This window comes from Caulobacter sp. 602-1 (assembly GCF_003931565.1).
Classification (GTDB): Bacteria; Pseudomonadota; Alphaproteobacteria; order Caulobacterales; family Caulobacteraceae; genus Caulobacter.
In genome coordinates, this window is record NZ_RRYI01000006.1 from 324,261 (window position 1) to 349,022 (window position 24,762).

At 65.8% G+C, this 24,762-nt stretch carries 23 protein-coding genes and 4 tRNA genes; 6 read left to right on the forward strand and 21 right to left on the reverse strand.

The window, feature by feature from the left end; all coding sequences use genetic code 11:
* Positions 1-3: 3 nt before the first annotated feature.
* From nuoG to EIK80_RS18955, 10 genes are read right to left on the reverse strand one after another with little or no spacing between them, the layout of a single operon-like run.
* Positions 4-2,064 carry an NADH-quinone oxidoreductase subunit NuoG gene (nuoG, locus tag EIK80_RS18910; protein ID WP_125158560.1) on the reverse strand — a complete coding sequence of 687 codons (2,061 nt, stop codon included), beginning with the start codon at positions 2,062-2,064 and terminating at the stop codon, positions 4-6.
* 6 nt (positions 2,065-2,070) lie between these two features.
* Entirely contained in the window at positions 2,071-3,390 is a 1,320-nt protein-coding gene (gene nuoF, locus EIK80_RS18915; protein WP_125158561.1) for an NADH-quinone oxidoreductase subunit NuoF, read from the reverse strand.
* A 3-nt stretch (positions 3,391-3,393) separates the two neighbouring features.
* Positions 3,394-3,660, reverse strand: a complete 267-nt coding sequence (locus EIK80_RS18920) for a hypothetical protein (RefSeq protein WP_125158562.1) — start codon at positions 3,658-3,660, stop codon at positions 3,394-3,396.
* Positions 3,657-3,881 carry a hypothetical protein gene (locus tag EIK80_RS18925; RefSeq protein ID WP_125158563.1) on the reverse strand — a complete coding sequence of 75 codons (225 nt, stop codon included), beginning with the start codon at positions 3,879-3,881 and terminating at the stop codon, positions 3,657-3,659. The genes EIK80_RS18920 and EIK80_RS18925 overlap by 4 nt, the downstream gene beginning before the upstream one ends.
* A gap of 1 nt (position 3,882) precedes the next feature.
* Positions 3,883-4,572 carry an NADH-quinone oxidoreductase subunit NuoE gene (nuoE, locus tag EIK80_RS18930; RefSeq protein ID WP_125158564.1) on the reverse strand — a complete coding sequence of 230 codons (690 nt, stop codon included), beginning with the start codon at positions 4,570-4,572 and terminating at the stop codon, positions 3,883-3,885.
* Complete coding sequence (locus EIK80_RS18935; protein WP_125158565.1) at positions 4,569-4,901, reverse strand: nuclear transport factor 2 family protein; 333 nt, start codon at positions 4,899-4,901, stop codon at positions 4,569-4,571. Before EIK80_RS18935 ends, nuoE begins: the two co-directional genes overlap by 4 nt.
* Positions 4,898-6,148: an NADH-quinone oxidoreductase subunit D gene (locus EIK80_RS18940; protein ID WP_125158566.1), complete on the reverse strand. Its 1,251-nt coding sequence runs from the start codon at positions 6,146-6,148 to the stop codon at positions 4,898-4,900. The genes EIK80_RS18935 and EIK80_RS18940 overlap by 4 nt, the downstream gene beginning before the upstream one ends.
* Before the next feature lie 3 nt (positions 6,149-6,151).
* Positions 6,152-6,763 carry an NADH-quinone oxidoreductase subunit C gene (locus EIK80_RS18945; protein WP_125158567.1) on the reverse strand — a complete coding sequence of 204 codons (612 nt, stop codon included), beginning with the start codon at positions 6,761-6,763 and terminating at the stop codon, positions 6,152-6,154.
* A complete protein-coding gene (locus EIK80_RS18950; RefSeq protein WP_125158568.1) occupies positions 6,760-7,362 on the reverse strand; it encodes an NADH-quinone oxidoreductase subunit B family protein in 603 nt (200 codons plus the stop codon). The genes EIK80_RS18945 and EIK80_RS18950 overlap by 4 nt, the downstream gene beginning before the upstream one ends.
* Complete coding sequence (locus tag EIK80_RS18955; RefSeq protein WP_125158569.1) at positions 7,332-7,709, reverse strand: NADH-quinone oxidoreductase subunit A; 378 nt, start codon at positions 7,707-7,709, stop codon at positions 7,332-7,334. Before EIK80_RS18955 ends, EIK80_RS18950 begins: the two co-directional genes overlap by 31 nt.
* Before the next feature lie 313 nt (positions 7,710-8,022).
* Here EIK80_RS18955 and EIK80_RS18960 point away from each other — a divergent pair.
* From EIK80_RS18960 to EIK80_RS18970, 3 genes are all read left to right on the forward strand, one after another.
* Positions 8,023-8,099: transfer RNA gene (locus EIK80_RS18960), tRNA-Asp, on the forward strand.
* Positions 8,100-8,170: 71 nt separating this feature from the next.
* Positions 8,171-8,247 (forward strand) — tRNA-Asp (locus EIK80_RS18965).
* 82 nt (positions 8,248-8,329) lie between these two features.
* Complete coding sequence (locus EIK80_RS18970; RefSeq protein ID WP_125158570.1) at positions 8,330-9,322, forward strand: LLM class flavin-dependent oxidoreductase; 993 nt, start codon at positions 8,330-8,332, stop codon at positions 9,320-9,322.
* Here EIK80_RS18970 and EIK80_RS18975 read toward each other — a convergent pair.
* The 5 genes from EIK80_RS18975 to clpX form a co-directional block, all read right to left on the reverse strand.
* The gene (locus tag EIK80_RS18975) at positions 9,319-10,530 is read right to left on the reverse strand and encodes a glycosyltransferase family 4 protein (protein ID WP_370450241.1); all 1,212 of its coding nucleotides are present in this window, start codon (positions 10,528-10,530) and stop codon (positions 9,319-9,321) included. The genes EIK80_RS18970 and EIK80_RS18975 overlap by 4 nt on opposite strands.
* 273 nt (positions 10,531-10,803) lie before the next feature.
* Positions 10,804-10,878: transfer RNA gene (locus EIK80_RS18985), tRNA-Val, on the reverse strand.
* A gap of 107 nt (positions 10,879-10,985) precedes the next feature.
* Positions 10,986-11,264, reverse strand: a complete 279-nt coding sequence (locus EIK80_RS18990) for an HU family DNA-binding protein (protein ID WP_125158573.1) — start codon at positions 11,262-11,264, stop codon at positions 10,986-10,988.
* Positions 11,265-11,406: 142 nt separating this feature from the next.
* Entirely contained in the window at positions 11,407-13,806 is a 2,400-nt protein-coding gene (gene lon / locus EIK80_RS18995; protein ID WP_125158574.1) for an endopeptidase La, read from the reverse strand.
* 400 nt (positions 13,807-14,206) lie between these two features.
* Positions 14,207-15,469 (reverse strand): ATP-dependent protease ATP-binding subunit ClpX, encoded by a 1,263-nt coding sequence (gene clpX / locus EIK80_RS19000; protein ID WP_125158575.1) that lies wholly within the window; start codon positions 15,467-15,469, stop codon positions 14,207-14,209.
* Positions 15,470-15,807: 338 nt separating this feature from the next.
* Between clpX and EIK80_RS19005 the strand changes: the two genes are divergently transcribed.
* The gene (locus EIK80_RS19005; RefSeq protein ID WP_125158576.1) at positions 15,808-16,479 is read left to right on the forward strand and encodes an HAD-IB family hydrolase; all 672 of its coding nucleotides are present in this window, start codon (positions 15,808-15,810) and stop codon (positions 16,477-16,479) included.
* Between the two features lie 83 nt (positions 16,480-16,562).
* Here EIK80_RS19005 and EIK80_RS19010 read toward each other — a convergent pair whose 3' ends face one another.
* The 6 genes from EIK80_RS19010 to EIK80_RS19035 all read right to left on the reverse strand — a co-directional run bounded on the left by EIK80_RS19010 (position 16,563) and on the right by EIK80_RS19035 (position 22,612).
* Positions 16,563-17,195 carry an ATP-dependent Clp protease proteolytic subunit gene (locus tag EIK80_RS19010; protein ID WP_125158577.1) on the reverse strand — a complete coding sequence of 211 codons (633 nt, stop codon included), beginning with the start codon at positions 17,193-17,195 and terminating at the stop codon, positions 16,563-16,565.
* 176 nt (positions 17,196-17,371) lie between these two features.
* The gene (gene tig, locus EIK80_RS19015) at positions 17,372-18,730 is read right to left on the reverse strand and encodes a trigger factor (RefSeq protein ID WP_305038171.1); all 1,359 of its coding nucleotides are present in this window, start codon (positions 18,728-18,730) and stop codon (positions 17,372-17,374) included.
* A 187-nt stretch (positions 18,731-18,917) separates the two neighbouring features.
* A tRNA-Leu gene (locus EIK80_RS19020) sits at positions 18,918-19,002 on the reverse strand.
* A gap of 12 nt (positions 19,003-19,014) precedes the next feature.
* A complete protein-coding gene (locus EIK80_RS19025) occupies positions 19,015-20,484 on the reverse strand; it encodes an NAD(P)H-hydrate dehydratase (RefSeq protein WP_125158579.1) in 1,470 nt (489 codons plus the stop codon).
* Between the two features lie 10 nt (positions 20,485-20,494).
* The gene (locus EIK80_RS19030; RefSeq protein ID WP_125158580.1) at positions 20,495-21,058 is read right to left on the reverse strand and encodes a histidine phosphatase family protein; all 564 of its coding nucleotides are present in this window, start codon (positions 21,056-21,058) and stop codon (positions 20,495-20,497) included.
* Between the two features lie 3 nt (positions 21,059-21,061).
* Positions 21,062-22,612 carry an acetyl-CoA acetyltransferase gene (locus EIK80_RS19035; RefSeq protein ID WP_125158581.1) on the reverse strand — a complete coding sequence of 517 codons (1,551 nt, stop codon included), beginning with the start codon at positions 22,610-22,612 and terminating at the stop codon, positions 21,062-21,064.
* A 234-nt stretch (positions 22,613-22,846) separates the two neighbouring features.
* Between EIK80_RS19035 and EIK80_RS19040 the strand changes: the two genes are divergently transcribed.
* Entirely contained in the window at positions 22,847-23,185 is a 339-nt protein-coding gene (locus tag EIK80_RS19040; protein ID WP_125158582.1) for a P-II family nitrogen regulator, read from the forward strand.
* A gap of 45 nt (positions 23,186-23,230) precedes the next feature.
* Positions 23,231-24,640: a type I glutamate--ammonia ligase gene (glnA, locus tag EIK80_RS19045; RefSeq protein WP_125158583.1), complete on the forward strand. Its 1,410-nt coding sequence runs from the start codon at positions 23,231-23,233 to the stop codon at positions 24,638-24,640.
* Positions 24,641-24,762 lie beyond the last annotated feature (122 nt).

Genomic DNA, 24,762 nt, shown 5'->3' on the forward strand with positions numbered 1-24,762 from the left:
GATTTACTCCGCGGCGATCTTGGCGGCGCCGGACGCCACGGCCGCGCATTCGGCCATGGTCACGCTGGCGCGCGCGACGGGGTTGGTCAGGTGGAAAGCCTTGATCGGGCTCTCGAACGGCGCGTCCGAGACCTCGCCGTCAGCGCCGAGCGCGCCGACATCGAACGACACGGCGACCGAGCCCGGCGCGTAGTCGATCTGGCCGAAGGTCGGGTGGTCGGCGAACAGCTTGGCGCGCAGCTGGTCCAGGCTGTCGTAGGGCAGCTTGTGCCCCAGCACTTCCGACAGGGCGCGCAGGATCGACCAGTCTTCCTTGGCCTCGCCCTTCGGGAACACCGCGCGACGGCCCATCTGGACCCGGCCTTCCAGGTTCACGTAGAGGCCGTTCTTCTCGGTGTAGGCCGCGCCCGGCAGGATCACGTCGGCCTTGTGGGCCCCGTTGTCGCCGTGCGTGCCGAGATAGATCTTGAAGGCGTCCGAGGCGGCGGTCTCGCACTCGTCGGCGCCCAGCAGGAAGAGCACGTCCAAGGCGCCCGGCTTCAGCATGTCGGCCGTGGCCAGACCACCCTCGGCCGGGACGAAGCCCATGTCGAGGCCGGCCACGCGCGCGGCGGCGGTGTGCAGGACGTTCCAGCCGTTCCAGCCTTCGCGCACGACCTTGACGGTCTTGGCGAGGCCTGCGGCGGCCTTGAGGATGGCCGCGCCGTCGGCGCGGGCCAGAGCGCCCTGGCCGATGATGATGGCGGGACGCTCGGCGGCCTTCAGGGCGGCGACGAAGTCGCTCTTGCTCTTGGCCAGGCCGGCGAGGGTCTTGGCGCCGGCGCCGAGGTAGTCGTAGTCGAACGTCAGGTCGGCCTGCTCGCCGATGACGCCGAAGCGGGTCTTGCCGGCGACCCACTGCTTGCGGAAGCGGGCGTTCAGGACCGGGGCCTCGATCCGCGGATTGGCCCCGACGAACAGCACGACATCGGCGTTCTCGATGCCGGCGATGGTCGAGTTGAACAGCCAGCTCTCGCGCGGGCCAGCGCCCAGGGCGGCGCCGTCCTGGCGGCTGTCGAGGTTCTTCACGCCCAGGGCGGTGAAGAGGTCCTTGGTCGCCTTCAGGCTCTCGGCGTCCTGCAGGTCGCCGGCGATGACACCGATGCGCTCGGGCGCGGTCGTCTTGATCTTGGCGGCGATGGCGGCGAAGGCTTCGGCCCAGGTGGCCGGCTTCAGGCTGCCGCCGACGCGGACGTACGGACGGTCCAGGCGCTGACGGCCCAGGCCGTCGACCGCGTAGCGCGTCTTGTCGGAAATCCACTCCTCGTTGACGTCGTCGTTGTTGCGCGGCAGCACGCGAAGCACGGCCGAGCCGCGGGCGTCGACGCGGATCCACGAGCCGAGCGCGTCCATGACGTCGATGCTCTCGGTCTTCTTCAGTTCCCACGGACGGGCTTCGAAGGCGTAGGGCTTGGAGGTCAGGGCGCCGACCGGGCACAGGTCGATGACGTTGGCGCTGAGCTCCGAGGTCACCGCCGCGCCCAGATAGGTCGTGATTTCAACGTCTTCGCCGCGCGAGATCAGGCCGATCTCCGGCGAGCCGGCGACTTCGGTGATGAAACGGACGCAGCGCGTGCACTGAATGCAGCGCGTCATCACGGTCTTGATGAGCGGGCCCATGGCCTTTTCTTCGACCGCGCGCTTGTTCTCGTCATAGCGACTGTCGTCGCGGCCGTAGCCGACGGCCTGGTCCTGCAGGTCGCACTCGCCCCCCTGGTCGCAGATCGGGCAGTCCAGCGGATGGTTGATGAGCAGGAACTCCATCACCCCTTCGCGGGCCTTCTTGACCATCGGGGTCTTGGTGAAGATCTCCTGGCCCTCGGCGGCCGGCAGGGCGCACGAGGCCTGCGGCTTCGGCGGGCCGGGCTTCACCTCGACCAGGCACATGCGGCAGTTGCCGGCGATGGACAGGCGCTCGTGATAGCAGAAGCGCGGGATTTCTTCCCCGGCCAGTTCCGCGACCTGCAGAACCGTCATGCCGGGCTCGAACTCGACCTCGACGCCGTTGACCTTGGCGATAGCCATAATTCGTTACTCCGCCGCGATCAGCTTGGCGCCCTGCACGTGCAGGCGACCGCTACGATAGGAAGCGATCCGCTCCTCCACCTCGTGGCGGAAGTGGCGGAACAGGCCCTGGATCGGCCAGGCGGCCGCGTCGCCCAGGGCGCAGATGGTGTGACCCTCGACCTGGGTCGTGACGTCCAGGAGGGTGTCGATCTCCTTCGGATCGGCCTCGCCGGTGGCCATGCGCTCCATGACGCGCCACATCCAGCCCGTGCCTTCGCGGCAGGGCGTGCACTGGCCGCAGCTCTCGTGCTTGTAGAAGTACGAGAGGCGGGCGATCGCGCGAACCAGGTCGGTCGACTTGTCCATGACGATGACGGCGGCCGTGCCGAGACCCGACTTCAGGTTCCGCAGGGCGTCGAAGTCCATCGGCAGGTCTTCGCACTGCTCGGCCGGGATCATCGGCACCGACGAACCGCCCGGAATGACGGCCTTCAGGTTGCCCCAGCCGCCGCGGATGCCGCCGCAGTGGTCTTCCATCAGCTGACGGAAGGGGATGCTCATGGCTTCTTCGACGTTACAGGGCAGGTTCACGTGGCCCGAGACGCAGAAGAGCTTGGTGCCGGCGTTGTTCGGACGGCCAAAGCCGGCGAACCAGGCGGCGCCGCGACGCAGGATGGTGCCTGCGACGGCGATGCTCTCGACGTTGTTGACCGTGGTCGGCATGCCGTAGAGGCCGGCGCCGGCCGGGAACGGCGGCTTCAGGCGCGGCTGGCCCTTCTTGCCTTCCAGGCTTTCCAGCAGGGCCGTCTCTTCGCCGCAGATATAGGCGCCTGCGCCGTGGTGAACGTAGAGGTCGAAGTCCCAGCCGTGGACGTTGTTCTTGCCGATCAGCTTGGCCTCGTAGGCCTGCTTGATGGCTTCTTCCAGCACTTCGCGCTCACGGACGTATTCGCCGCGGATGTAGATGTAGCAGGCGTGGGCCAGCATGGCGCGCGAGGCGATTAGGCAGCCTTCGATCAGGAGGTGCGGATCATGCCGCATGATCTCCCGATCCTTGCAGGTGCCCGGCTCGGATTCGTCGGCGTTGACGACCAGGTAGTGCGGACGACCGTCCTTCACTTCCTTGGGCATGAACGACCACTTCAGGCCGGTGCCGAAGCCCGCCCCGCCCCGGCCGCGCAGGCCGGAGTTCTTCATGTTGTCGATGATCCAGTCGCGCCCGGCGTCCAGGATGTCCTTGGTGCCATTCCAGCAGCCGCGCTTCTTCGCGCCCTCGAGGCCCCAATCGTGGAGACCGTAGAGGTTCGTGAAGATGCGGTCCTTGTCTTCGAGGATACCGACCATGACTCAGCTTTGCGGATCGAATGGATGGGCGCGCACATAGCGCGTCCGACGAATGATGACATAGGCGAAAAGTAGCCAGCCGGCGCCAATCGCGACGAGACCGGCGACGACCGTCCAGAACGGCGCGCCTTGCACCGTGCGACCCCAGATCAGCAGGATCGCGCCCAGCAGGCAGGCCACGAAGCCAACGCCGCGTTCACGGCGATGGAGGCCCCGGATGGTGTCGGCGTAGGCCGCGCGGCGGAGGTTGAGTTCGCTGTCGTCGATCATGACGAAGCCCCCTCTCCCTTGGATCCGCGCATCCAGCCCAGGATGAACCAGACGTGCGAGCCCAGGCCCGCGACGATGGCGCCCAGGAAGACCAGCCGAAGCCAGTCGATCCGCAGCGACACCGCGCCATAGATCGCGACGCCAGCCAGCACGAAGCAGACCGCGTTGATGACAAGCATCGCGGTCAGGCGCTTCTTCTGCAGGGCGGCGTCGGCGGTCATGTTAGGCGGTCGGCTCCGACTTCGCCTTGGAAGCCTTCGGCTTCTCGGGCAGGTTCGGGATCTTGATCTTCTTGGCGTACGAACCGTCGTACAGCTTCGGGTCGGTCAGGGTGTGGATCGCGCCCTTCGGCTCCGAGGCGCCGCGGCCGTCGTAGCTGCCAGGCTTCGGGTCCTTGCCGGCCGCGAAGTCGTCCAAGATCTGGGCCAGGCTCTCCGGCGTCAGGTCCTCGTAATAGTAATCATTGATCGCGGCCATCGGCGCGTTGCAGCACGCGCCCAGGCATTCGACCTCTTCCCAGCTGAACTTGCCGTCGGCCGAGACGTGGTTGGCGTCGCCGATCTTGGCCTTCAGCACGGCCTTCAGGTCCAGCGCGCCGCGCAGCTGGCACGGCGTGGTGCCGCACAGCTGCACGAAGGCGACCTTGCCGACGGGTTGCAGCTGGAACATCACGTAGAAGGTGGCCACTTCCAGCACGCGGATGACCGGCATCTCAAGCTGCTTGGCGATCTCCTGGATCGCCGGCTCGGAAATCCAGCCTTCCTGCTTCTGGGCCAGCCACAGCATCGGGATCACCGCCGACTGCTTGCGGGCGGCGGGATACTTGGCTTTCCACCAGTCGGCCTTGGCCTGGCTGTCCTTGGAAAAGGCGAAGCTGGCCGGCTGTTCCTTGGCGAGACGACGAACACTCATCGGGCGAAATCCACGCGGACGATCTTGTCGCCCTTGAAGGTGTAGATGGCGGCGACCTGGAACGGCGCGTCACCGTTGCCGCGGTCGACATGCTCATGGTCGATCACGTTCGAACCAACCACGATGCGGTTCAGCAGCTTCGCCTGGTTCCTGGGGAATTCGGCGAAGGTCTTGGCGTAGAAGGCGCGATAGGCGTCGAGCCCCGTGCGCGCCACATCGCCGTTCAGCCCCGCGACGACGACGTCGTCTGCGAAGTGGGCGCAGTGCGCGTCCAGGTCCTGGGCGTTGTAGGCGTCCAGTTGAGCTTGGGCGATCGCTTCCAGGCTCACCGGTCGACCTCGCCGAACACGATGTCGAGCGAGCCCAGGATGGCCGAGACGTCGGCCAGCTGGTGGCCGCGATTCATCCAGTCCATGGCCGCCAGGTGCGAGAAGCCCGGCGCCTTGATCTTGCAGCGGTACGGCTTGTTCGTGCCATTGCTGACCAGGTAGACGCCGAACTCGCCCTTGGGCGCCTCGACCGCCGCGTAGACCTCGCCTTCCGGCGTCTTGAAGCCTTCGGTGTAGAGCTTGAAGTGATGGATCAGGGCTTCCATCGAGCGCTTCATCTCGGCGCGACGCGGCGGGCTGACCTTGTTGTCCTCGGTCAGCACCGGTCCCGGCGTGGCGCGCAGCATGGCGACGGCCTGCAGGATGATCTTCGTGGACTCACGCATCTCCTGCATGCGGCAGAGATAACGGTCGTAACAGTCGCCGTTCTTGCCCAGCGGGATGTCGAACTCGAACTCGTTGTAGTTCTCGTACGGCTGGTTGCGGCGCAGGTCCCAGGCGATGCCCGAACCGCGCACCATCACGCCCGAGAAGCCCCAGGCCCAGGCGTCTTCCTTGGTCACGACGCCGATGTCGACGTTGCGCTGCTTGAAGATGCGGTTGTCGGTGATCAGGCCTTCGATGTCGTCGCAGATCTTGGGGAACGCCTTCGCCCAGGTCTCGATGTCGTCGATGAGGCTGGGGGTCAGGTCCTGGTGGACGCCGCCCGGACGGAAATAGTTGGCGTGCAGGCGAGCGCCGCAGGCGCGCTCGTAGAACACCATCAGCTTCTCGCGCTCCTCGAAGCCCCAGAGCGGCGGCGTCAAAGCGCCGACGTCCATGGCCTGGGTCGTCACGTTCAGCAGGTGATTGAGGATGCGGCCGATCTCGCAGAACAGCACGCGCACGATCTGGCCGCGCTTGGGCACCTCGACGCCCAGCAGCTTCTCGATGGCCAGGCAGAGCGCATGCTCCTGGTTCATCGGCGCCACATAGTCGAGGCGGTCGAAGTACGGGATGTTCTGCAGGTAGGTCCGCGCTTCCATCAGCTTCTCGGTGCCGCGATGCAGCAGGCCGATGTGCGGATCGACGCGTTCGACGATTTCGCCGTCCAGCTCCAGCACCAGGCGCAGAACGCCGTGCGCGGCCGGGTGCTGCGGGCCGAAGTTGATGTTGAACTTGCGGACGGGCGTTTCCGGGATCGCCGGAACCGTGGCCTCGTCACGGAAGAAGTCGGTCGCCGCGGCGGGCGCGTTCGTGCCAGTCATGACTTAAGCGTCCCCTGCCCGCTTCTCGGCCTTCTCGTCGCCCGGCAGGGCGTACTTGGCGCCCTCCCACGGAGACAGGAAATCGAAAGCGCGGAACTCGGTGATCTTGACGGGTTCGTAGACGACGCGCTTGAGTTCGTCGTCGTAGCGCACTTCCACATAACCCGTCATGGGGAAGTCCTTCCGCAGCGGATGGCCGTGGAAGCCATAGTCGGTCAGGATCCGGCGCAGGTCCGGATGGCCTTCGAAGAAGATGCCGAACATGTCGAACGCCTCGCGCTCGAACCAGTCGGCGACCGGGAACACCGGCGTGGCGCTGGGAACCGGCGAGTCCTCGTCCGTCATCACCTTCAGGCGGATGCGCGTGTTCTTCACCATTGACAGCAGGTGATAGACGACGTCGAAGCGCGCGGCGCGCTCCGGATAGTCCACGCCCGTCAGGTCGACCAGTTGGTGGAAGCGGCAGGCCGCGTCGTCGCGCAGGAAGGTCAGGGTCTCGACCACAGTCGCGGCCTTGGCCACGATCGTCAGCTCGCCGAACGCCACCGAATGGCCCAGCACGCCGGGCGCGCGGGCGACGATGTCCTGGCCCAGGGCCTCGAGGTCTTGGCTCATCGCTCGATCGTCCCCGTGCGACGGATCTTCTTCTGGAGCTGCAGCACGCCGTAGACCAGAGCCTCGGCCGTCGGCGGACAGCCCGGCACGTAGATGTCGATCGGCACGACGCGATCGCAGCCGCGTACGACGCTGTAGCTGTAATAGTAGTAGCCGCCGCCATTGGCGCAGCTGCCCATCGAGATGACGTAGCGGGGCTCTGGCATCTGGTCGTAGACCTTGCGCAGAGCCGGAGCCATCTTGTTGGTCAGGGTGCCGGCGACGATCATCACGTCCGACTGACGCGGGCTGGCGCGCGGCGCGAAGCCGAAGCGCTCCAGGTCATAGCGCGGCATGGCCGAGTGCATCATCTCGACCGCGCAGCACGCCAGGCCGAACGTCATCCACATCAGCGAGCCGGTGCGCGCCCACGTGATCAGGTCGTCGGCCGCAGCCGTGATGAAACCCTTGTCGGCCAGCTGTTGCGAGACGCCGTCGAAGAACGGGTCATGCAGCTTGGGGTCATAACCCTCGACCGTCGAACGGCCGCCGGACAGCGCCGGAACCGAGGACGAGTTGGCGGGAACGATCACTCCCATTCGAGGGCGCCCTTCTTCCATTCGTAGATAAAGCCGACGGTCAGCACGCCCAGGAAGGTCATCATCGACCAGAAGGCGAACTGGGCCACGTCGTGCGGCAGCTTCATCAGCGTGACCGCCCAGGGGAACAGGAACGCGACTTCCAGGTCGAAGATGATGAAGAGGATCGACACCAGATAGAACCGGACGTCGAACTTCATGCGCGCGTCGTCGAAGGCGTTGAAGCCGCATTCGTACGCGGACAGTTTTTCCGGGTCCGGCGCCTTCGGCGCGAGCACGGCGGCCGCCAGAATGAAGACGATGCCGATGGCCGCCGCGATCCCTAGGAAGATCACGATCGGCAGGTACTGGAGAAGGAAGGCGGTCATGACAGCCCTTGGCTTGAATCGAGCGGGTTGTAGCCCACTGTCGCCAGCGCTTCAAACACCCCGAAGCACATTGAGAAACGATCGCAACTGGAGCTGTTTCCGCTAACGGCGATCGATTGCGCGCCAAGGCTTTGGCGAATGCCTGAAAGGACCGGCGCGGCGCTGCCGCTCCGCTCCATCCACATGAAATCACCCAGGCCCGGCGGGCTATTTGACGCTTCTTCGATATGGCCGTTGACACGAGTCTTCGCCCGACATATCAGACGCCCCTCGCCGCAGGGCGGGTCGCACTTTCGCTTCGGCGAAGGGATATGCGGATGTAGCTCAGTTGGTTAGAGCGCCGGCCTGTCACGCCGGAGGTCGCGGGTTCGAGTCCCGTCATTCGCGCCACCCCTTGAAAAAGGGGTAGGACCGCACCCTCCCCTCGGTCTACGGACGACCGTCGCGCCCAGGCGCACGACGCGGATGTAGCTCAGTTGGTTAGAGCGCCGGCCTGTCACGCCGGAGGTCGCGGGTTCGAGTCCCGTCATTCGCGCCACCGTCCGGTGGTTCTTCCTCTCAAATCGACAATGGCTTCGGCAACGACTTGAGTTGCCGTATTCGCACGCCATGTAGCGGACATGACATCCGCTTACCCGCCGTTCTCCGTCCTCGACCTCGCGCCCGTTCCGCAAGGAACGCCCGTCGGCCAAGCCCTCGAAAACAGTCTGGATCTGGCGCGACACGCCGAATCTCTCGGCTTCCACCGCTACTGGCTTGCCGAACATCACAACATGCCCGGAATCGCCTCGGCCGCGACGGCGGTCGTTATCGGCTACGTGGCCGGCGGCACGACGACGATTCGGGTCGGTTCGGGCGGCGTCATGCTGCCCAACCACGCACCGCTGATGGTCGCCGAACAGTTCGGCACCCTCGCCGCCCTCTATCCGGGCCGAATCGATCTGGGCCTGGGCCGCGCGCCGGGCACGGATCAGGCCACGATGCGGGCCCTGCGCCGCTACGCCGGGGCGGTCGATTCGTTCGCCCAGGACGTCGTCGAGCTGCAGCACTGGTTCAAGCCGGCCGATCCGGATCAGAGCATCCGCGCCGTGCCCGGCGAAGGCCAGGACGTGCCGATCTGGCTGCTGGGCTCCTCGACCTGGGGCGCGCAGCTGGCCGCTGCCCTGGGCCTGCCGTTCGCCTTCGCCGCCCACTTCGCGCCCGACTCCTTGCTGGACGCCCTCCTGCTCTATCGTCGCCACTTCAAGCCGTCGGAGGTGTTGGACAAGCCCTACGCCATGGTCTGCATCGGCGTCTGCGCCGCCGACACCGACGCCGAAGCGACTCGTCTGGCGACCTCGACGCAGCAGCAGTTCCTGGCTTTGCGACGCGGTCGCCCGGGGCTGCTGCCGCCGCCGGTCGACGATATCCGTGAGCACGCCTCCCCCGCCGAGCTGGCGGGCCTGGATCACACTTTCCAATACTCGGCGATCGGCTCGCCCGAGACCGTGAAGCGCAAGATCGATCAAGTGCTGAAGCTGACGGAGGCCGACGAGCTGATGTTCGCCTCGCAGATCTACGACCACGACGCCCGCAAGCGCAGCTACGCTATCCTGGCGAGCCTGAAAGCCTAGTGGTCCCTTTGAGGGGCCACGCCGCCGAAGGCGCTGCGCCCCGTCAAGCCGCCATAGATGGCGCAAAGCTGACGGAACACCGCGTCCCAGCCATGCCGTTCGACGGCCCGGCGGCGAGCGGCGGCGCCCACGGCGGCCAGGTCACGGGCGAACAAGGCCTCGATCGCTTCGGCGAAGGCGGCGGGTTCGGACCGTGTCGCCAGCTGACCGACTTCTTGGTCGACCGACTCGGCCACCCCGCCGGCGGCGACGCCGACTACGGGCAGACCGCAGGCCATGGCTTCCAGAACGATCAGACCGAACGGCTCGTTGTCATTGGCGTGGACGAAGGCGTCGCAGCTGGCGAGCACGCCGGCCAGTTCGGCCGGGTCGCGGACATAGTCCAGGCAGAGGGCGCGATCGCTGACGGGGGCGCCGCCGCCCGCGCCGACGAACAGCAGCTTGTAGGGCGCGCCCAGCCGCTCGACCGCGCCGACCAGGACGTCCAGCCGCTTCTCGCGGGCCGGACGGCCGGCGAAGACCAATAGCCGCTCATCGGGCGCGAGGCCCAGGCGGCGGCGCAGAGCGTCGCGACCCGCTCGGGCTGGATGGAAAAGCTCGGTGTCCACGCCCAACGGCAGACCGATGGCGTTATGCACCCCGGCCTCGATCAGCCGGCCGGCGATGAAGCGGCTCGGCGCCACGGCCTGGTCGAACTGGCGATAGATCGCCGCCCAGCGCTTCTGAACCGGCTTTTCAGCCCACTCGCCGATATGCAAAGCCGCCAGGGCGCCCAGATCGGTGTGGCAGAAACCGACGACCGGCACGCCGAGCGCGTCGCCGGCGCGTAGCGCCGCCAAGCCCGGCGTATAGGGGTCGCCCGCCTCGATGATGTCGGGACGCTGGCGGATCAGACGGTCCATCCAGGCGGCCTTGACCACGGGCCAGCGATAGCCGGCTCCAAACGGCAGCGGCGCGGCATAGATCGAGACTCGCCCCCGCCCGTCATAGGAATCGCGCGCGCCCGGCACCACCAGCGTATGGCGAACATCCGGACGGTTTGCGGCCAGCCATGCGCGCTTCGAAGCCAGATAGCGACGCACGCCGCCGCTGCGCGGCGCGTACAGCATCGTGGTGTCGACGAGACGGACCGCGTCGTCAGTTGACGGAGCAATATCGGAGGGAAAACCGCGCAGGCCGACCGGCCGGGTCGATCTCGTATCCGTCACACCGATTCCTCATCGCAACTCTAGGCCCCCCATTCGGCCCTGGAACGATAAAGCTTTTGCGACATTCGCGGTTCCTCGCCGTTCCCGGACGAATTCAGGGGCACACCGCGTCGCCCAAGAGCTTCTCGCAACAGTACTTCTACCTCAGCATTCACGCTACGCAACTCGGCGTTTGCGAGACGCTCGACGGCGGCCAGCGCCTCCGGGCGCACGCGCATCAGGAATGCGGGGCCGGACGCGGGGAGACTGTACCGATGATCAAGGGAGACAAGGTGGTGGGCAGTGAGGGGATCGAACCCCCGACCCTCTCGGTGTAAACGAGACGCTCTACCGCTGAGCTAACTGCCCTCTGGGCCGGCGCTTTTAGCCGGAGCCGAGGCCTACGCATAGCGCAAAACGAAGGGGCGGAGCGCCAGTCTCCGACGCCCCGCCCCTCTTAAGCGGAGAAACTGGTTTTAGCCGTTCAGCGAGGACTTCAAGCCTTCGCCGACCTGGAAGCGCGCGGTCTTCGACGCGGGACGGTTCACCGTCTCGCCCGTGCGCGGATTGCGGGCAGTGCCGGCGGCGCGCGTCACGGCCTTGAAGGTGCCAAAGCCGACCAGGCGAACGTCGGAGCCCGACTTCAGCGAGTCGGTGACGGCGTCGATAAAGGCTTCCAGAGCGTCCTTGGCCTGGTTCTTGTTGATGCCCGCCTTCTCGGCGATCGCCGTAACGAGCTCGGCTTTAGTGGTCATGTTTTTCTCCCAGCCTGAGCAGCCCCGTTTATTGCTTACGGCGCTTGGCTCAGCGGGGATTATGGCGGCTGAAAAAGCCCCGTCAAACGAGAGCGGCGCGGGAATCTCCCGCGCCGCCTAAGTTATCAACGATTAGTTGCGTTTAGTGGGTAAGGACAGCGTCGCTGTCGCCCTCATCCTTCTTCGCGGTCGCAGCAATCGGCTCGTCGGCCTCGCTCCATTCGATCGGCGTCAGCGGCCCCGTGAGACCGTGCTTGAGCACCTCGTCCATGGTCGAGACCGGGATGATTTCCAGGCCGTCCTTGACGCTCTGGGGCACATCCACGAGGTCCTTCTCGTTTTCCTGCGGGATCAGCACGGTCTTAACGCCGGAGCGCAGGGCCGCCAGCAGCTTCTCCTTCAGGCCGCCGATGGCGGTGACCCGGCCGCGCAGGGTGATCTCGCCGGTCATGGCGATGTCCTTGCGGATCGGGATGCCGGTCAGCACCGAGACGATGGCCAGACCCATGGCGGCGCCGGCGGACGGACCGTCCTTGGGCGTGGCGCCATCCGGCACGTGGATGTGCACGTCGGTCTTCTCGAAGATCGGCGGCTTGATGCCGAACTGCGTCGCCCGCGAGCGGACATAGCTGTTCGCCGCCGAGATCGACTCCTTCATCACGTCCTTGAGGTTGCCGGTGATCTGCATGCGACCCTTGCCCGGCATCTTCACGGCTTCGATGGTCAGGATGTCGCCGCCGAATTCCGTCCAGGCCAAACCGGTGACGATGCCGACCTGGTCGACTTCGTCGGTCTCGCCGTAACGGTACTTCTTGACGCCCGCGTACTTGGCCAGACGCTCGTCGTCGATGGTGATCGAGGCCAGCTTCTCGCGCGCCAGGTCACGCACGGTCTTGCGCGCCAGGGCGCCCAGCTCCCGCTCCAGCGACCGCACGCCGGCTTCCCGGGTGTAGTAGCGGATCAGGTCGCGGATCGCCTTGTCCGGAACGATGAACTCGGCCGGCTTCAGGCCGTGGTCCTTGGCCAGCTTCGGCAGGATGTGCCGCTTGGCGATCTCCAGCTTCTCGTCCTCGGTGTAGCCGGGGATGCGGATGATCTCCATGCGGTCCAGCAGCGGCTGGGGCATGTTCAGGCTGTTGGCCGTCGTGACGAACATCACCTGCGACAGGTCGTAGTCGACCTCCAGGTAGTGGTCGCCGAACGTCGAGTTCTGCGACGGATCGAGCACTTCCAGCAGCGCCGAGGCGGGATCGCCGCGGTAGTCGCTGCCCATCTTGTCGATCTCGTCCAGCAGGACGAAGGCGTTGGTGGTCTTGGCCTTCTTCATCGACTGGATGACCTTGCCGGGCATCGAGCCGATGTAGGTGCGGCGGTGACCGCGGATCTCGGCCTCGTCACGCACGCCGCCGAGGCTCATGCGCACGAACTCGCGACCGGTGGCCTTGGCCAGCGACTTGCCCAGCGACGTCTTGCCGACGCCGGGAGGACCGACGAGGCACAGGATCGGGCCCTTCAGCGAGTTGGTCCGGGCCTGAACGGCCAGGTACTCGAGGATCCGTTCCTTGACCTTGTCCAGGCCGTAGTGGTCGGCGTCGAGGATCTGCTCGGCCTCTACCAGGTCGATCTTCTTGGTCTTGGCCTTGCCCCACGGAATCGACAGCAGCCAGTCCAGATAGTTGCGGACCACGGTGCTCTCGGCCGACATCGGGCTCATGTTGCGCAGCTTCTTCAGCTCGCTCTCGGCCTTGGTGCGGGCTTCCTTGGAAAGCTTGGTCTTCTTGATGCGCTTTTCGAGATCGATCAGCTCGTCGCGCGAGTCGTCCGGGTCGCCCAGCTCGCGCTGGATCGCCTTCATCTGTTCGTTCAGATAGTACTCGCGCTGGGTCTTCTCCATCTGGCGCTTGACGCGCGAGCGGATCTTCTTCTCGACCTGCAGCACCGAAATCTCGCCCTCCATCAGGGCGAAGACCTTTTCCAGGCGCTTCACGACATCGAAGATTTCCAGCAGGTGCTGCTTGTCGCCGATCTTCACCGACAGGTGGGCGGCGATGCTGTCGGCCAGCTTGCCCGGTTCGGCGATCTGCGGGATCGACGCCAGGGCCTCCGGCGGCACCTTCTTGTTCAGTTTGACGTAGTTCTCGAACTGCTCGACGACCGCGCGCGACAGGGCCTCGGCCTCCGGGCCGGCGCCTTCGTCCTCGCTGACCTCGCCGATCTGGGCTTCGTAGAAGGACTCCTGGTCGGTGAACTTCACGACGGCCGCGCGGCCCTTGCCCTCGACCAGCACCTTGACCGTGCCGTCGGGCAGCTTCAGCAGCTGCAGGACGGTGGCCAGGACGCCGACGTCGAAGATATCCCCCGGCGCCGGATCATCGTCCGCCGAGTTCTTTTGGGTGACGAGCAGGATCTGCTTGTCGCCGCGCATCACTTCCTCGAGGGCGCGCACGGATTTATCGCGGCCCACGAAGAGGGGCACCACCATGTGCGGGAACACAACGATGTCCCGCAGCGGCAAGACAGGAAGCGTACGTAATTCGGACATGTGCTCAATACTCCCGGCCTCGGCGCTTTCCAACGCCTGGCCATGCGGGCCGCCGTAACACCAGACGATGCGCCTGAGTCGAACGACCCGTCCGCCCGGGACTGGGCGGATGGTCGTTATTTATGTGGACGTTTTACAACAGGGTTCAAGCGCGCTCGCCTGAGAGCGGCGACAAGTCGCGTGCGACCGGTGAAGCTGGCGCCCTTATGCCCCTACATCCCGAAAGCGGGGCAAGTTCGCCCAAGGCTCGGACTTTTCTTGAGTTTCGCTCGCTCAAGCTGACAGTGGCGCCGAAGCCTCACGGGTCGTCCAACAGGTTTACGATGACCCCCGATCCACGAAAAAGGCGCGCCTTTATCCAAAAAAGGCGCGCCTCGATTTCGCGATGAAGCTTGCAGGGTTAGGCCGAAGCCGCCCCGCCCTTCTTCTCGGCGTAGATCAGCAGCGGTTGAGCGCGGCCTTCGACGACCTCCGCATTGACCACCACCTCCTCGACGCCCTCATAGCTGGGCAGCTCGAACATGGTTTCCAGCAGGATGCCTTCCATGATCGAACGCAGGCCACGCGCGCCGGTCTTGCGCACGATCGCCTTCTTGGCGACGCCGTGCAGGGCGTCCTCCGTGAAGGTCAGGCCGATGTTCTCCATCTCGAACAGGCGCTGGTACTGCTTGACGAAGGCGTTCTTCGGCTCGGTCAGGATCTTGACCAGGGCGGGCTCGTCGAGGTCCTCCAGGGTCGCGACCACCGGCAGACGACCGATGAACTCCGGGATCAGGCCGAAGCGCTGCAGATCGTCGGGCTCGACGTTCCGCAAAATCTCGCCCGTGCGACGCTCTTCCGGATCGGTCACCTTGGCGCCGAAGCCGATCGACTTGGCCGCGCCGCGCGCCGAGATGATCTTCTCGAGCCCGGCGAACGCGCCGCCGCAGATGAACAGGATGTTCGTCGTGTCGACCTGCAGGAATTCCTGCTGCGGATGCTTGCGCCCGCCTTGCGGCGGCACGGAGGCGACGGTGCCTTCCATGATCTTCAGCAGGGCCTGCTGCACGCCTTCGCCCGACACGTCTCGGGTGATCGACGGGTTGTCGGACTTGCGGCTGATCTTGTCGATCTCGTCGATATAGACGATGCCGCGCTGGGCGCGCTCGACGTTGTAGTCGGCGGCCTGCAGCAGCTTAAGCACGATGTTCTCGACGTCTTCACCGACGTAACCGGCTTCGGTCAGCGTCGTGGCGTCAGCCATGGTGAAGGGCACGTCGATGATTCGGGCCAGGGTCTGGGCCAGCAGCGTCTTACCCGTACCGGTCGGACCGACCAGCAGGATGTTCGACTTGGCCAGTTCGACGTCGTTGTTCTTCGCGGCGTGGTTCAGGCGCTTGTAGTGATTGTGCACCGCGACCGCGAGCACCTTCTTGGCGTGACCTTGCCCGATCACGTAGTCGTCCAGGACTTCGCAGATCTCGCGCGGCGTCGGAACGCCGTCCTTCGACTTCACGAAAGCGATCTTGTGCTCTTCGCGAATGATATCCATGCAGAGCTCGACGCATTCATCACAAATGAACACCGTCGGTCCCGCGATGAGCTTACGCACCTCATGTTGGCTCTTTCCGCAGAAAGAACAGTACAGGGTGCTCTTGGTGTCGCCGCTCGCGGCTTTCGTCATGATCGCTTCTCACACTATGGCGTCTCACGGCTTAACGCCGCGACGCCCCTCCGAGCGCATACACCGCCACCGAAGCAGACAGGATATACGCCGGGAGTTGTCTAATCCTTGACATTCCCCGATCCGGGCGCGGTTCACAACCCTTCGCGGCTCCTTTGAAGCCTCAAACGTCCAAACCGGCCGGTTCGTGTCATGGCCTCGTCATCTAATTTGGGCGATTGGCGCGCCGGCGCAAGCGGCGAGCGTCTTGGGCCTTACCGCCGCCGGAGGAACCCCTTATGACGAGGCGAGGAATCGCATGGGAGGTCGAGCGCGGCAGCGCGCTCTTGGGATGATCAATGGGTAGGCGTTCGTGGATGGCCAAGGGTTTGAGCGCGTCGCGCCCGATGACCGGCGAGATGGGCCACGAGCCCGCGCTCGTGGCCTTCGACTTCGACGGCACACTGACGGTCAAGGACAGCTTCAACGCCTTTCTGAAATGGCGCGCGGGCCGGCGCTGGACGCGCGGCGTTATCCGCCTGACCCCATCGCTGATCACCTACGTGTTCGACCGCAACCGCGCCAAGCTCAAGGCCGCCGCGGTCCGCGAGTTCATGCGGGGCGCGACGGTCACGCAGATCGAGACCGACGCCCGCGCCTTCGCCGAAACTCACGCCCGCGCCCTGCTGCGTCCCGACGCCCTGGCCGTCTGGCGTGCGTGGCGAGCCAGGGGCGCGAAGCTTGTTATCGTCACGGCCTCGCCCGAGATCACCGTCGCGCCCTTCGCTCGGGGCCTCGGCGCGGACATGTTGATCGGCACGCGCCTGATGACCAATGAAGACGGCCGCATTCTGGGCGGGCTCGATGGGAACAACTGCCGGGCCAAGGAGAAGGTGCAGCGCTTGCGCGAGGTCTTCGGCCCTGACGTGCACCTGACGGCCGCCTATGGCGACACCTCCGGCGACACCGAGATGCTCGCGATCGCCGACGAAAAGGGCTACCGCGTCTTTCGAGGCAAGCCCGCGACCTGAGCGGATTTGTCGCAGGCGAAGAGACAACAAAAAAGCCGCCGATCCCAAGATCGGCGGCTTTCTCGTTTCAGCGGAGCTTTCGCTTATTCAGCGCCAGCCTCGGCGGCTTCGCGCGTGTCGTAGACGTGGTCGACCAGGCCCCACGCCTTGGCTTCGTCCGAGCTCATGAAATGGTCGCGGTCCAGCGTGCGCTCGACCTCTTCATAGCTGCGGCCGCAGTGCTTGACGTAGATCTCGTTCAGGCGACGCTTGGTCTTGATGATGTCCTCGGCGTGGCGCTCGATGTCCGAGGCTTGGCCGCGGAAGCCGCCCGACGGTTGGTGAACCATGATGCGGGCGTTCGGCAGGGCGATGCGCTGACCGGCGGCGCCGGCGGCCAGCAGGAGGCTGCCCATCGAGGCAGCCATGCCCATGCACACCGTCGAGACCGGGCTCTTGATGTATTGCATGGTGTCGTAGATCGCCAGGCCCGACGTCACCACGCCGCCCGGCGAGTTGATGTACATGGCGATCTCTTTCTTGGGGTTCTCCGACTCCAGGAAGAGCAGCTGAGAGCAGATCAGGCTAGCCATCACGTCCTCGACGGGGCCGGTCAGGAAGATGATCCGCTCCTTCAGAAGGCGCGAGAAGATGTCGTAGGACCGCTCGCCACGGCTGGTCTGCTCGACCACCATCGGAACCAGGTTCATCGCCGTCGAAACCGGATCGTGCATCATTGGGGATTACCCTTTTCGTGTGTCTCTGGCGCGAAAACGAATCAGCCCCCGCGCGCCGTCGCTACCGCATATCGCGTGGCGCTTAACAGGTTGCAAGGAGCCGGCGATTTCGTGGCGCTATGAAAAAGGCGCGACCCTCGCGAGCCGCGCCTTGATTTCGTCGGCCTAGTCGGGCCTTAGCCGCCGTAGCCTTCCGGCAGGTCGTCTTCTTCCAGGAGCTCGTCCTTGGAGACTTCCTTTTCCTCGACCTTGGCCTTGCTGAAGATCAGGTCGACGACCTTGTCTTCGTAGATCGGGGCGCGCAGAGCGGCCTGCAGGTCGGCGCGCTGGCGGTACATGTCGAACACCTGCTGAGCCTGAGCGCCGTACTGGCGAGCTTCGCGCATGATGGCGTCGGTCAGTTCCTGGTCGGTGACGACCACGTCGTTCTTGCGACCGATTTCAGCGAGCACCAGACCCAGGCGCACGCGGCGCTCGGCGATCTTGCGATACTCGTCCTTCAGCTGGTCCTCGGTCTTGTCGGCGTCTTCCGGCGGCAGGCCGCCGCGAGCCTTGTCGGCCTCGACCTGTTGCCAGATGCCGGCGAACTCGGCGTCGACCATGCGGGGCGGCAGGGCGAAGTCGTGCTTGGTGTCCAGGACGTCCAGCAGGGCGCGCTTCAGCTTGAAGCGCGAGCTGTTCTCGTAGCGGCTGCCCAGGTTCGAGCGCAGAAGGTCCTTAAGGGCGGCCAGGTCCGACAGGCCCAGGCGCTTGGCCAGCTCGTCGTCGGCCTTGCTGTCGACCGGTGCGCGAACTTCGGTGACCTTGGTCGCGAACTCGGCGTCCTTGCCGGCCAGTTCGGCGGCTTGGTACTCTTCCGGGAACTTCACCTTCACGACGATCTCGTCGCCCGGTTTGGCGCCGACCAGTTGTTCCTCGAAGCCCGGGATGAACTGGCCCGACCCCAGAACGAGTTCAGCGCCTTCGGCCTTGCCGCCGGCGAACTCGACGCCGTCGATGGTGCCGACGAAGTCGATCAGCAGTTGGTCGCCGTCCTTGGCCTTCAGGCTCTTGCCGGTGCGTGGCTCGTAGGTGCGCGCCTGCTTGGACAGCTCTTCCAGGGCCTCGTCGACTTCCTCGTCACCGACCTTGTAGACCGGCTTGACGAGTTCGATCGTGGTCGGGTCGATCGGATCGAATTCGGGCATCACCTCGACCGCCAGGTCGAACGCCAGGTCGAGACCGCCTTCGATGACCTTGTCCATGTCGGACGTCGGGTTCAGTTCGGGTTGACCAGCCGGACGCAGCTTGTTGTCGTCGAGGACCTTCTGGGTGGTCTCGTTCAGCGCCTGCTCGATGACTTCGCCCATCAAGCCCTTGCCGTACAGACGGCGCACGTGAGCGGCAGGCACCTTGCCCGGACGGAAGCCCTTCACGTTCATCTGCGGAGCGACTTCGGCGATACGCGCTTCCAGGCGCGTGGCCAGTTCACTCGCGGGCACCGTGACGCTAAAAACGCGGCTGAGGCCTTCGCCCGACTTTTCAACGATCTGCATCGACATTCTTATTTTCTCGGGTCCGGGACGCCGCGCGCCCGAGCTCCGCCCTGGGGGTCCAAAAGATCGACGCCGCCCCGCGAGAGCCGGGGGCGGCGAAAGACCGCCCTTATGTCACGACGTGCGCGAGCATCCAAGAGCGGCGGCGACAAAACTCATCCAGGCCTGGAGGGCCCGGTGAGAAGAGTGGTGCGGATGAGAGGACTCGAACCTCCACGCCTCTCGGCGCCAGAACCTAAATCTGGTGCGTCTACCAGTTTCGCCACATCCGCGTGGGTGCGGGCTTACGGATTTGAGCCGGGCCGCGCAAGCCCGTAGAGTTCGGCGAGAACAGCGGGCGCGAGGCCTGGCAGATCCTCGGCGATCAGACCCGGACCGTGGCGGGCGCCGCACTCGGCGTGGATCCATGCCCCGGCGCAAGCGGCCTCGAAGCTCTCCATGCCCTGGGCGATCAAGCCGCCGATGAAGCCGGCAAGGACGTCGCCCGAACCGGCGGTGGCCAGCCATGGCGTTCCATTCAGCGACACAGCGGCGCGGCCATCCGGCGCGGCGACCACGGTGTCGGGTCCCTTCAGCAGCACGACCGCCCCTGCCCGCCTGGAAGCCTCCCGGGCCGCCGCGATACGTTCGGAGGACTTGGCCAACAGGCCTGGAAAGACGCGCTCGAACTCGCCTGGATGCGGCGTCAGCACGTCGTCGCGATCGAGGCAGGCGAACAGGCTCTCCGGATCGTGCCGGAAGCTGGTCAGGGCGTCGGCGTCGACAACCAGGGCCGCGCCGGTGCTGGCCAGGGCCTGCAGGTTGCGGGCGGTCGCCTCCCCCACCCCGGCCGCCGGACCGATGATCACCGCATCGGCCTCCTCGGCGGCGACGGCGAGGTCGGCCTCCGCTCCGAACGGAGCCAGCATGATCGCTTCGAGATGCGCGGCGTTCACCGCCAGGGCTCCCGGCGGCGACAGCACGGTGACCGCGCCGGCGCCGACTCGCAGACCCCCGCGCGCCGCCAGCCGCGCCGCGCCGGTGCGCCACATCTCGCCGCTGATCACCTTCAGCCGGCCGCGCGTATGCTTGTGGGCGTCGAGCGCCGGCCAGGGAAAGCGCTTGCCCCACAGATCCGGATCGTTCTCGAACAGGTTCACGCCCTCACTGGGGCCCAGCCCGATATCGGCCAGCACGACCTCGCCGCAGGCCTTGCGCCCCTCGATCAGGACGTGAGCCGGCTTGCGGCGATGGAAGGTGACGGTCAGGTCGGCGCGGAAGGCGGCGTCGCCCAGCGGACGTCCGGTGTCGCCATGCATCCCCGAGGGCGTGTCGATCGCGACGATGGTCAGCGGCTGTTCCTGGCTGGCCCACGCCAGGCGCTCGACCTGCCCCTCCAGCGGCCGCGACAGGCCGGCGCCGAACAGGGCGTCTATATAGAGTACGCCTGGCGCGAGATCGGTCGACAGCGACCGCACCTCGCCCTTCCACCGCGACGCGGCCCAGCGGGCGGCGTCGCTGGACGGCGGATAAGCGGCCTCGACCACCACCTGCCAGCCGCGACGGCGCAGATGCCGCGCGGCGACATAGCCGTCGCCGCCATTGTCGCCGGGACCGCACCAGATCACCACGGGACGCCGGGCGTAACGCGTCCTGACAGCCTGGGCCACGGCCTCGCCCGCGCGCTCCATCAGCACGCGAACCGGCGTGCCGTGTTCGACGGCGGCGCGGTCGGCCGCGGCCATCTGGGCGACGGTCAGAATCTCTCGCGCCACGCCTACTCCTTCAAAGCACTTGGCTCTGAGCTTCGCGCCCTTTCTCCACCAGGATCAAGCCGTCGCCGTCGATCTCGAACACGGTGCGCGAGCAATGATCGGGGCGAAACGCCATGACCTCGGCCCGACCGGTGGCGGCGCCAACCGCCGCGTTCAGGGCGACGAAGTGGCTGAACACCGCAGCGCCAGGGTATTCGCGCAAAGCGGCGGCCACGCCTTGCGTCCAGACGACATAGTCGAGGTCCCCCTGGATCTCGCCCCAGCGGCCTTCGAAAGCCCGCTTCAGCCAGGCCGGCCGCTCCTCGTGCGACAATGCCGCCGGAGTCGGGATCTCGCCGACGCGCGGGTCGATGATCAATTCGACGCCCAGCGCCCGCGCCAGCGGCTCGGCGGTTTCGCGGCAGCGGCGCAGGGGCGAGGACACCACGCGCGTCGGCCGCTCGGGCAGAGCCAGGATCGCCTCGGCGACGGCGACGGCCTGTGCGTGACCGGTCGTATCGAGACCGGGATCCTCGTCAGCGCCGCCCCAGGTCGCGGCGGGTTTTCCATGGCGGATCACATGAACAAGGGTCATGACTCAATCCGGAACGAAGAGGTTGCGGACGCCATCCGGATGGGGCCCGACGACGCCGGTCCGCCCCACCCCCTCGCAGCTTTCCAGGTCGCGGAGCACCTCCGGATCGTCCGGCGTCTGGGCCACGAAGCGCCGCCCCTGCGCGTCACGGCCGATGATGACGCCCATCCGCGCGCCCTCGCGGCCGTGGACGACGGTGTAGGTCTCGATGGTCGCCAGCCCTTGCGGGTTCTCAACGATCTCCGGATGCGGCAAGGCGTCGATCCGGGCCTGGACCATCGACGGCGGCTGGCGCTCCCACTTTCCTTCGACAGGCCTGGTCGAATAGATGCCCACCGACTGCTTGGTCAGGAACCACCCGTTGGCCGTCGACAGGCCATAGGCGCCGGGCCGCTCACGTAGCTTGCCGACCATCTCGGCGATGGCGTGCAGGGCGTAGTTGTTTCCTGGCCCGCCGAAGTACGGCAGGCCGCCGGTGATGGTCAGGCCACGTGGGTCGTCCAGCGCCAGGCCGATCTCCTCGGCCCCGATCCGCACCGCCGATGGAAAGCAGGAATAGAGGTCGATGAGGTCGAGATCCTCGACGCCGATCCCGGCCATTTCCAGAGCCCGCTGGCCGGTCAGGCGCATGGCGGGACTGGAGTGATAGTCCTGACGCTCCAACGGATACCAGAGGTCCGAGGCGTCGGCGCAGCCATGCAGAAAAACCCACTTATCCTCGGGCACGCCCAGCTCGCGCGCCTTGCGGACGCTGGCGATCAGGACGGCCGCCGACTGGTCGACCTCCATGATGGCGTTCAGGTACTTCGGGTACGGATATCCGATCATCCGATTACGGTCGGTCACGGTGACCAGTTCCTCGGCCGAGCGCTCCACCGGGAACCAAGCGTAGGGATTGGCGGCGGCGACCTTGGTGAAGGGCGCGAAGAGCTCGCCCAACTGCTTCTGATGATCTTCCAGCGATCGCCCGTCCCTCGCTCTCAGCGCGTTTTCGAACAGGGGATAGGTGTTTACCGGATAGCCGAGACCGTGCGCGGCTTCCTGCTTGGTCACCCCCGGGCGCGGGTCGCCGATCCGCCGCGGCGTGCTGGCGAGGTCGTCGCCCCAACCCTCGAAGCCGAGGCCGCCCTTCATCCGCTTCATCAGCGATCCCAGGAACTCGGCCCCGGTGACCAGGGCGAACTCCGACTCGCCGCCCGCGACCCGCTCGCAAACGACATTGACCGCTTGTTGAGGGCTGTTGCCTCCGGTCTCGGTGTAGACGCTCCAGGCCGGCGAAGCTGAAAAAGCCCGCGCCAGTGAGGCTGGCGGGTCCGCCAGCCGAGGCAGCGGCAGCTTCGACAACCCTCCCGGCGCGTCGATGCTGAACGCCACGACCGCCAAAGCGTCCAGATCGGCAAGAACCGACCCTTTGAGGCCGGCATCCAGCGCCGCGCGTTCCGCCGCAACTTTCAGCAGTTCCAGGGGGGATGGTGAATTTCCGGCGTCGCCCCGATACGTGAATTGGCCCGCGCCGATCAAAACCGGTGTGTCGTCGCGCATATACGCCCCCATTCAAACGATCGTTGGGCGCGATCGTAGGCGCGAAACCGTATGCCGCAAGGCCATTTGGCGGCCATTCCAGAAATGTATATTTCCAGGGCGCCAGGCGCCCAAACTTCGAACACATGCCCGCGAGACAACCAAACGGTCATAAATGTCCCTGGCGCTCGCTTGCGGCGCTTCGGTCAGCATGATGGTTGCCCGCTCAGTGAAGCGGTTCGCCGCCCGGGCCCGAAAGTGGAACCGATGAAGAAGATCGAAGCCGTCATCAAGCCGTTCAAGCTGGATGAGGTGAAGGAGGCCCTGCAGGACATGGGCGTCCAGGGCATGACCGTCCTAGAAGCCAAGGGCTACGGCCGTCAGAAGGGCCACACCGAACTGTATCGCGGCGCCGAGTACGTCGTGGACTTCCTCCCCAAGATCAAGGTGGAGGTCGTTGTCGAGGACAGCCAGCTGGAGCCCGCGCTGGAGGCCATCACCCGCGCCGCCCGTACGGGCCGCATCGGCGACGGCAAGATTTTCGTCTCGGACATCGCGGAAGTGATCCGCATCCGAACCGGAGAAAGCGGCCCGGCCGCCGTCTAAGGCCGGATCGTCAAACGCTTAGAGAGCCTACAAAGGGGATACGGAATGACCACCGCCAAGGATATCCTGAACCTGATCAAGGAAAAGGACGTAAAGTACGTCGACGTCCGCTTCACCGACGTGCGCGGCAAGCTGCAGCACGTCACGTTCGACATCGATCTCGTCGACGATGACTTCCTGAACGACGGCACGATGTTCGACGGTTCGTCGATCGCCGGCTGGAAGGCCATCAACGAGTCGGACATGAAGCTGCGCCCCGACCTGTCGAGCGCCATCATCGACCCCTTCTACCAGCAGACCACCCTGGCGCTGTTCTGCGACGTCGTGAACCCGGACGACGGCACCCCCTACAACCGTGACCCGCGCTCGATCGCCAAGGCCGCCCTGAACTACGTCAAGTCGGCCGGCGTGGGCGACACCGTCTATTTCGGCCCTGAAGCCGAATTCTTCATCTTCGACGACGTGCGCTGGTCGGTTTCGCCGAACAGCACCGGCTACTCGTATGACTCGAGCGAACTGCCGGTGAACTCGGCCAAGGAATATCCGGAAGGCAACATGGGCCACCGCCCGGGTCCGAAGGGCGGCTACTTCCCGGTGAATCCGGTCGACAGCTGCCAGGACCTGCGCGGCGAAATGCTGGCCGTCATGGGCGAGCTGGGCATGAAGCCGGAAAAGCACCACCACGAGGTGGCCCCGGCCCAGCACGAACTCGGCCTGAAGTTCGACACCATGGTCGTCATGGCCGACCGGATGCAGCTCTACAAGTACGTCATCCACAACGTCGCCGCCGCCTATGGCAAGACGGCCACCTTCATGGCCAAGCCGATGTTCGGCGACAACGGCTCGGGCATGCACGTGCACCAGTCGATCTGGCAGGACGGCAAGCCGCTGTTCGCCGGTGACAAGTACGCCGGCCTGTCGCAGGACTGCCTGTACTACATCGGCGGCATCATCAAGCACGCCAAGGCCATCAACGCGTTCTCGAACTCGACGACGAACTCGTACAAGCGCCTGGTGCCCGGCTACGAAGCCCCGGTGAAGCTCGCCTACAGCTCGCGCAACCGCTCGGCCTCGATCCGCATCCCGCACGTCGACAGCCCGAAGGCCAAGCGCATCGAAGCCCGCTTCCCGGACCCGATGGGCAACCCCTACCTGACCTTCGTCGCCCTGCTGATGGCCGGCCTGGACGGCATCATCAACAAGATCGACCCGGGCGCGGCCGCCGACAAGAACCTCTACGATCTGCCGCCGCGCGAGCAGAAGAAAATCCCGGAAGTCTGCGGCTCGCTGCGCGAAGCCCTGGAAAGCCTGGACAAGGACCGCGCCTTCCTGAAGGCCGGCGGCGTCATGGATGACGACTTCATCGACAGCTACATCGAGCTGAAGATGGAAGAGGTGATGCGCCTGCAACTGCACCCGCACCCGGTCGAATTCGACATGTACTACAAGTGCTGATCGCGTAAGCGCTCAGAACAAGGACAGGGGCCGGAGAGCGATCTCCGGCCCTTTTTCTTACGCTACGAGGCCAGACCGCTCCGCGAGTAGAATGACTTATTACTTACTGGGCGCCGCCTGAA

Coding starts and splice junctions, on each gene's coding strand:
- EIK80_RS18955 (WP_125158569.1), bottom strand. CDS start 7,709: ATGACCGCCTTCCTTCTCCAGTACCTGCCGATCGTGATCTTCCTAGGG.
- EIK80_RS18990 (WP_125158573.1), bottom strand. CDS start 11,264: ATGACCACTAAAGCCGAGCTCGTTACGGCGATCGCCGAGAAGGCGGGC.
- lon (WP_125158574.1), bottom strand. CDS start 13,806: ATGTCCGAATTACGTACGCTTCCTGTCTTGCCGCTGCGGGACATCGTT.
- EIK80_RS19035 (WP_125158581.1), bottom strand. CDS start 22,612: ATGGGGGCGTATATGCGCGACGACACACCGGTTTTGATCGGCGCGGGC.
- tig (WP_305038171.1), bottom strand. CDS start 18,730: ATGCAGATCGTTGAAAAGTCGGGCGAAGGCCTCAGCCGCGTTTTTAGC.
- EIK80_RS19030 (WP_125158580.1), bottom strand. CDS start 21,058: ATGACCCTTGTTCATGTGATCCGCCATGGAAAACCCGCCGCGACCTGG.
- nuoF (WP_125158561.1), bottom strand. CDS start 3,390: ATGGTCGGTATCCTCGAAGACAAGGACCGCATCTTCACGAACCTCTAC.
- clpX (WP_125158575.1), bottom strand. CDS start 15,469: ATGACGAAAGCCGCGAGCGGCGACACCAAGAGCACCCTGTACTGTTCT.
- nuoE (WP_125158564.1), bottom strand. CDS start 4,572: ATGAGTGTTCGTCGTCTCGCCAAGGAACAGCCGGCCAGCTTCGCCTTT.
- EIK80_RS18945 (WP_125158567.1), bottom strand. CDS start 6,763: ATGAGCCAAGACCTCGAGGCCCTGGGCCAGGACATCGTCGCCCGCGCG.
- glnA (WP_125158583.1), top strand. CDS start 23,231: ATGACCACCGCCAAGGATATCCTGAACCTGATCAAGGAAAAGGACGTA.
- EIK80_RS19005 (WP_125158576.1), top strand. CDS start 15,808: ATGGGTAGGCGTTCGTGGATGGCCAAGGGTTTGAGCGCGTCGCGCCCG.
- EIK80_RS19010 (WP_125158577.1), bottom strand. CDS start 17,195: ATGATGCACGATCCGGTTTCGACGGCGATGAACCTGGTTCCGATGGTG.
- EIK80_RS18950 (WP_125158568.1), bottom strand. CDS start 7,362: ATGGAAGAAGGGCGCCCTCGAATGGGAGTGATCGTTCCCGCCAACTCG.
- EIK80_RS18920 (WP_125158562.1), bottom strand. CDS start 3,660: ATGATCGACGACAGCGAACTCAACCTCCGCCGCGCGGCCTACGCCGAC.
- nuoG (WP_125158560.1), bottom strand. CDS start 2,064: ATGGCTATCGCCAAGGTCAACGGCGTCGAGGTCGAGTTCGAGCCCGGC.
- EIK80_RS18940 (WP_125158566.1), bottom strand. CDS start 6,148: ATGACTGGCACGAACGCGCCCGCCGCGGCGACCGACTTCTTCCGTGAC.
- EIK80_RS18925 (WP_125158563.1), bottom strand. CDS start 3,881: ATGACCGCCGACGCCGCCCTGCAGAAGAAGCGCCTGACCGCGATGCTT.
- EIK80_RS19040 (WP_125158582.1), top strand. CDS start 22,847: ATGAAGAAGATCGAAGCCGTCATCAAGCCGTTCAAGCTGGATGAGGTG.
- EIK80_RS18970 (WP_125158570.1), top strand. CDS start 8,330: ATGACATCCGCTTACCCGCCGTTCTCCGTCCTCGACCTCGCGCCCGTT.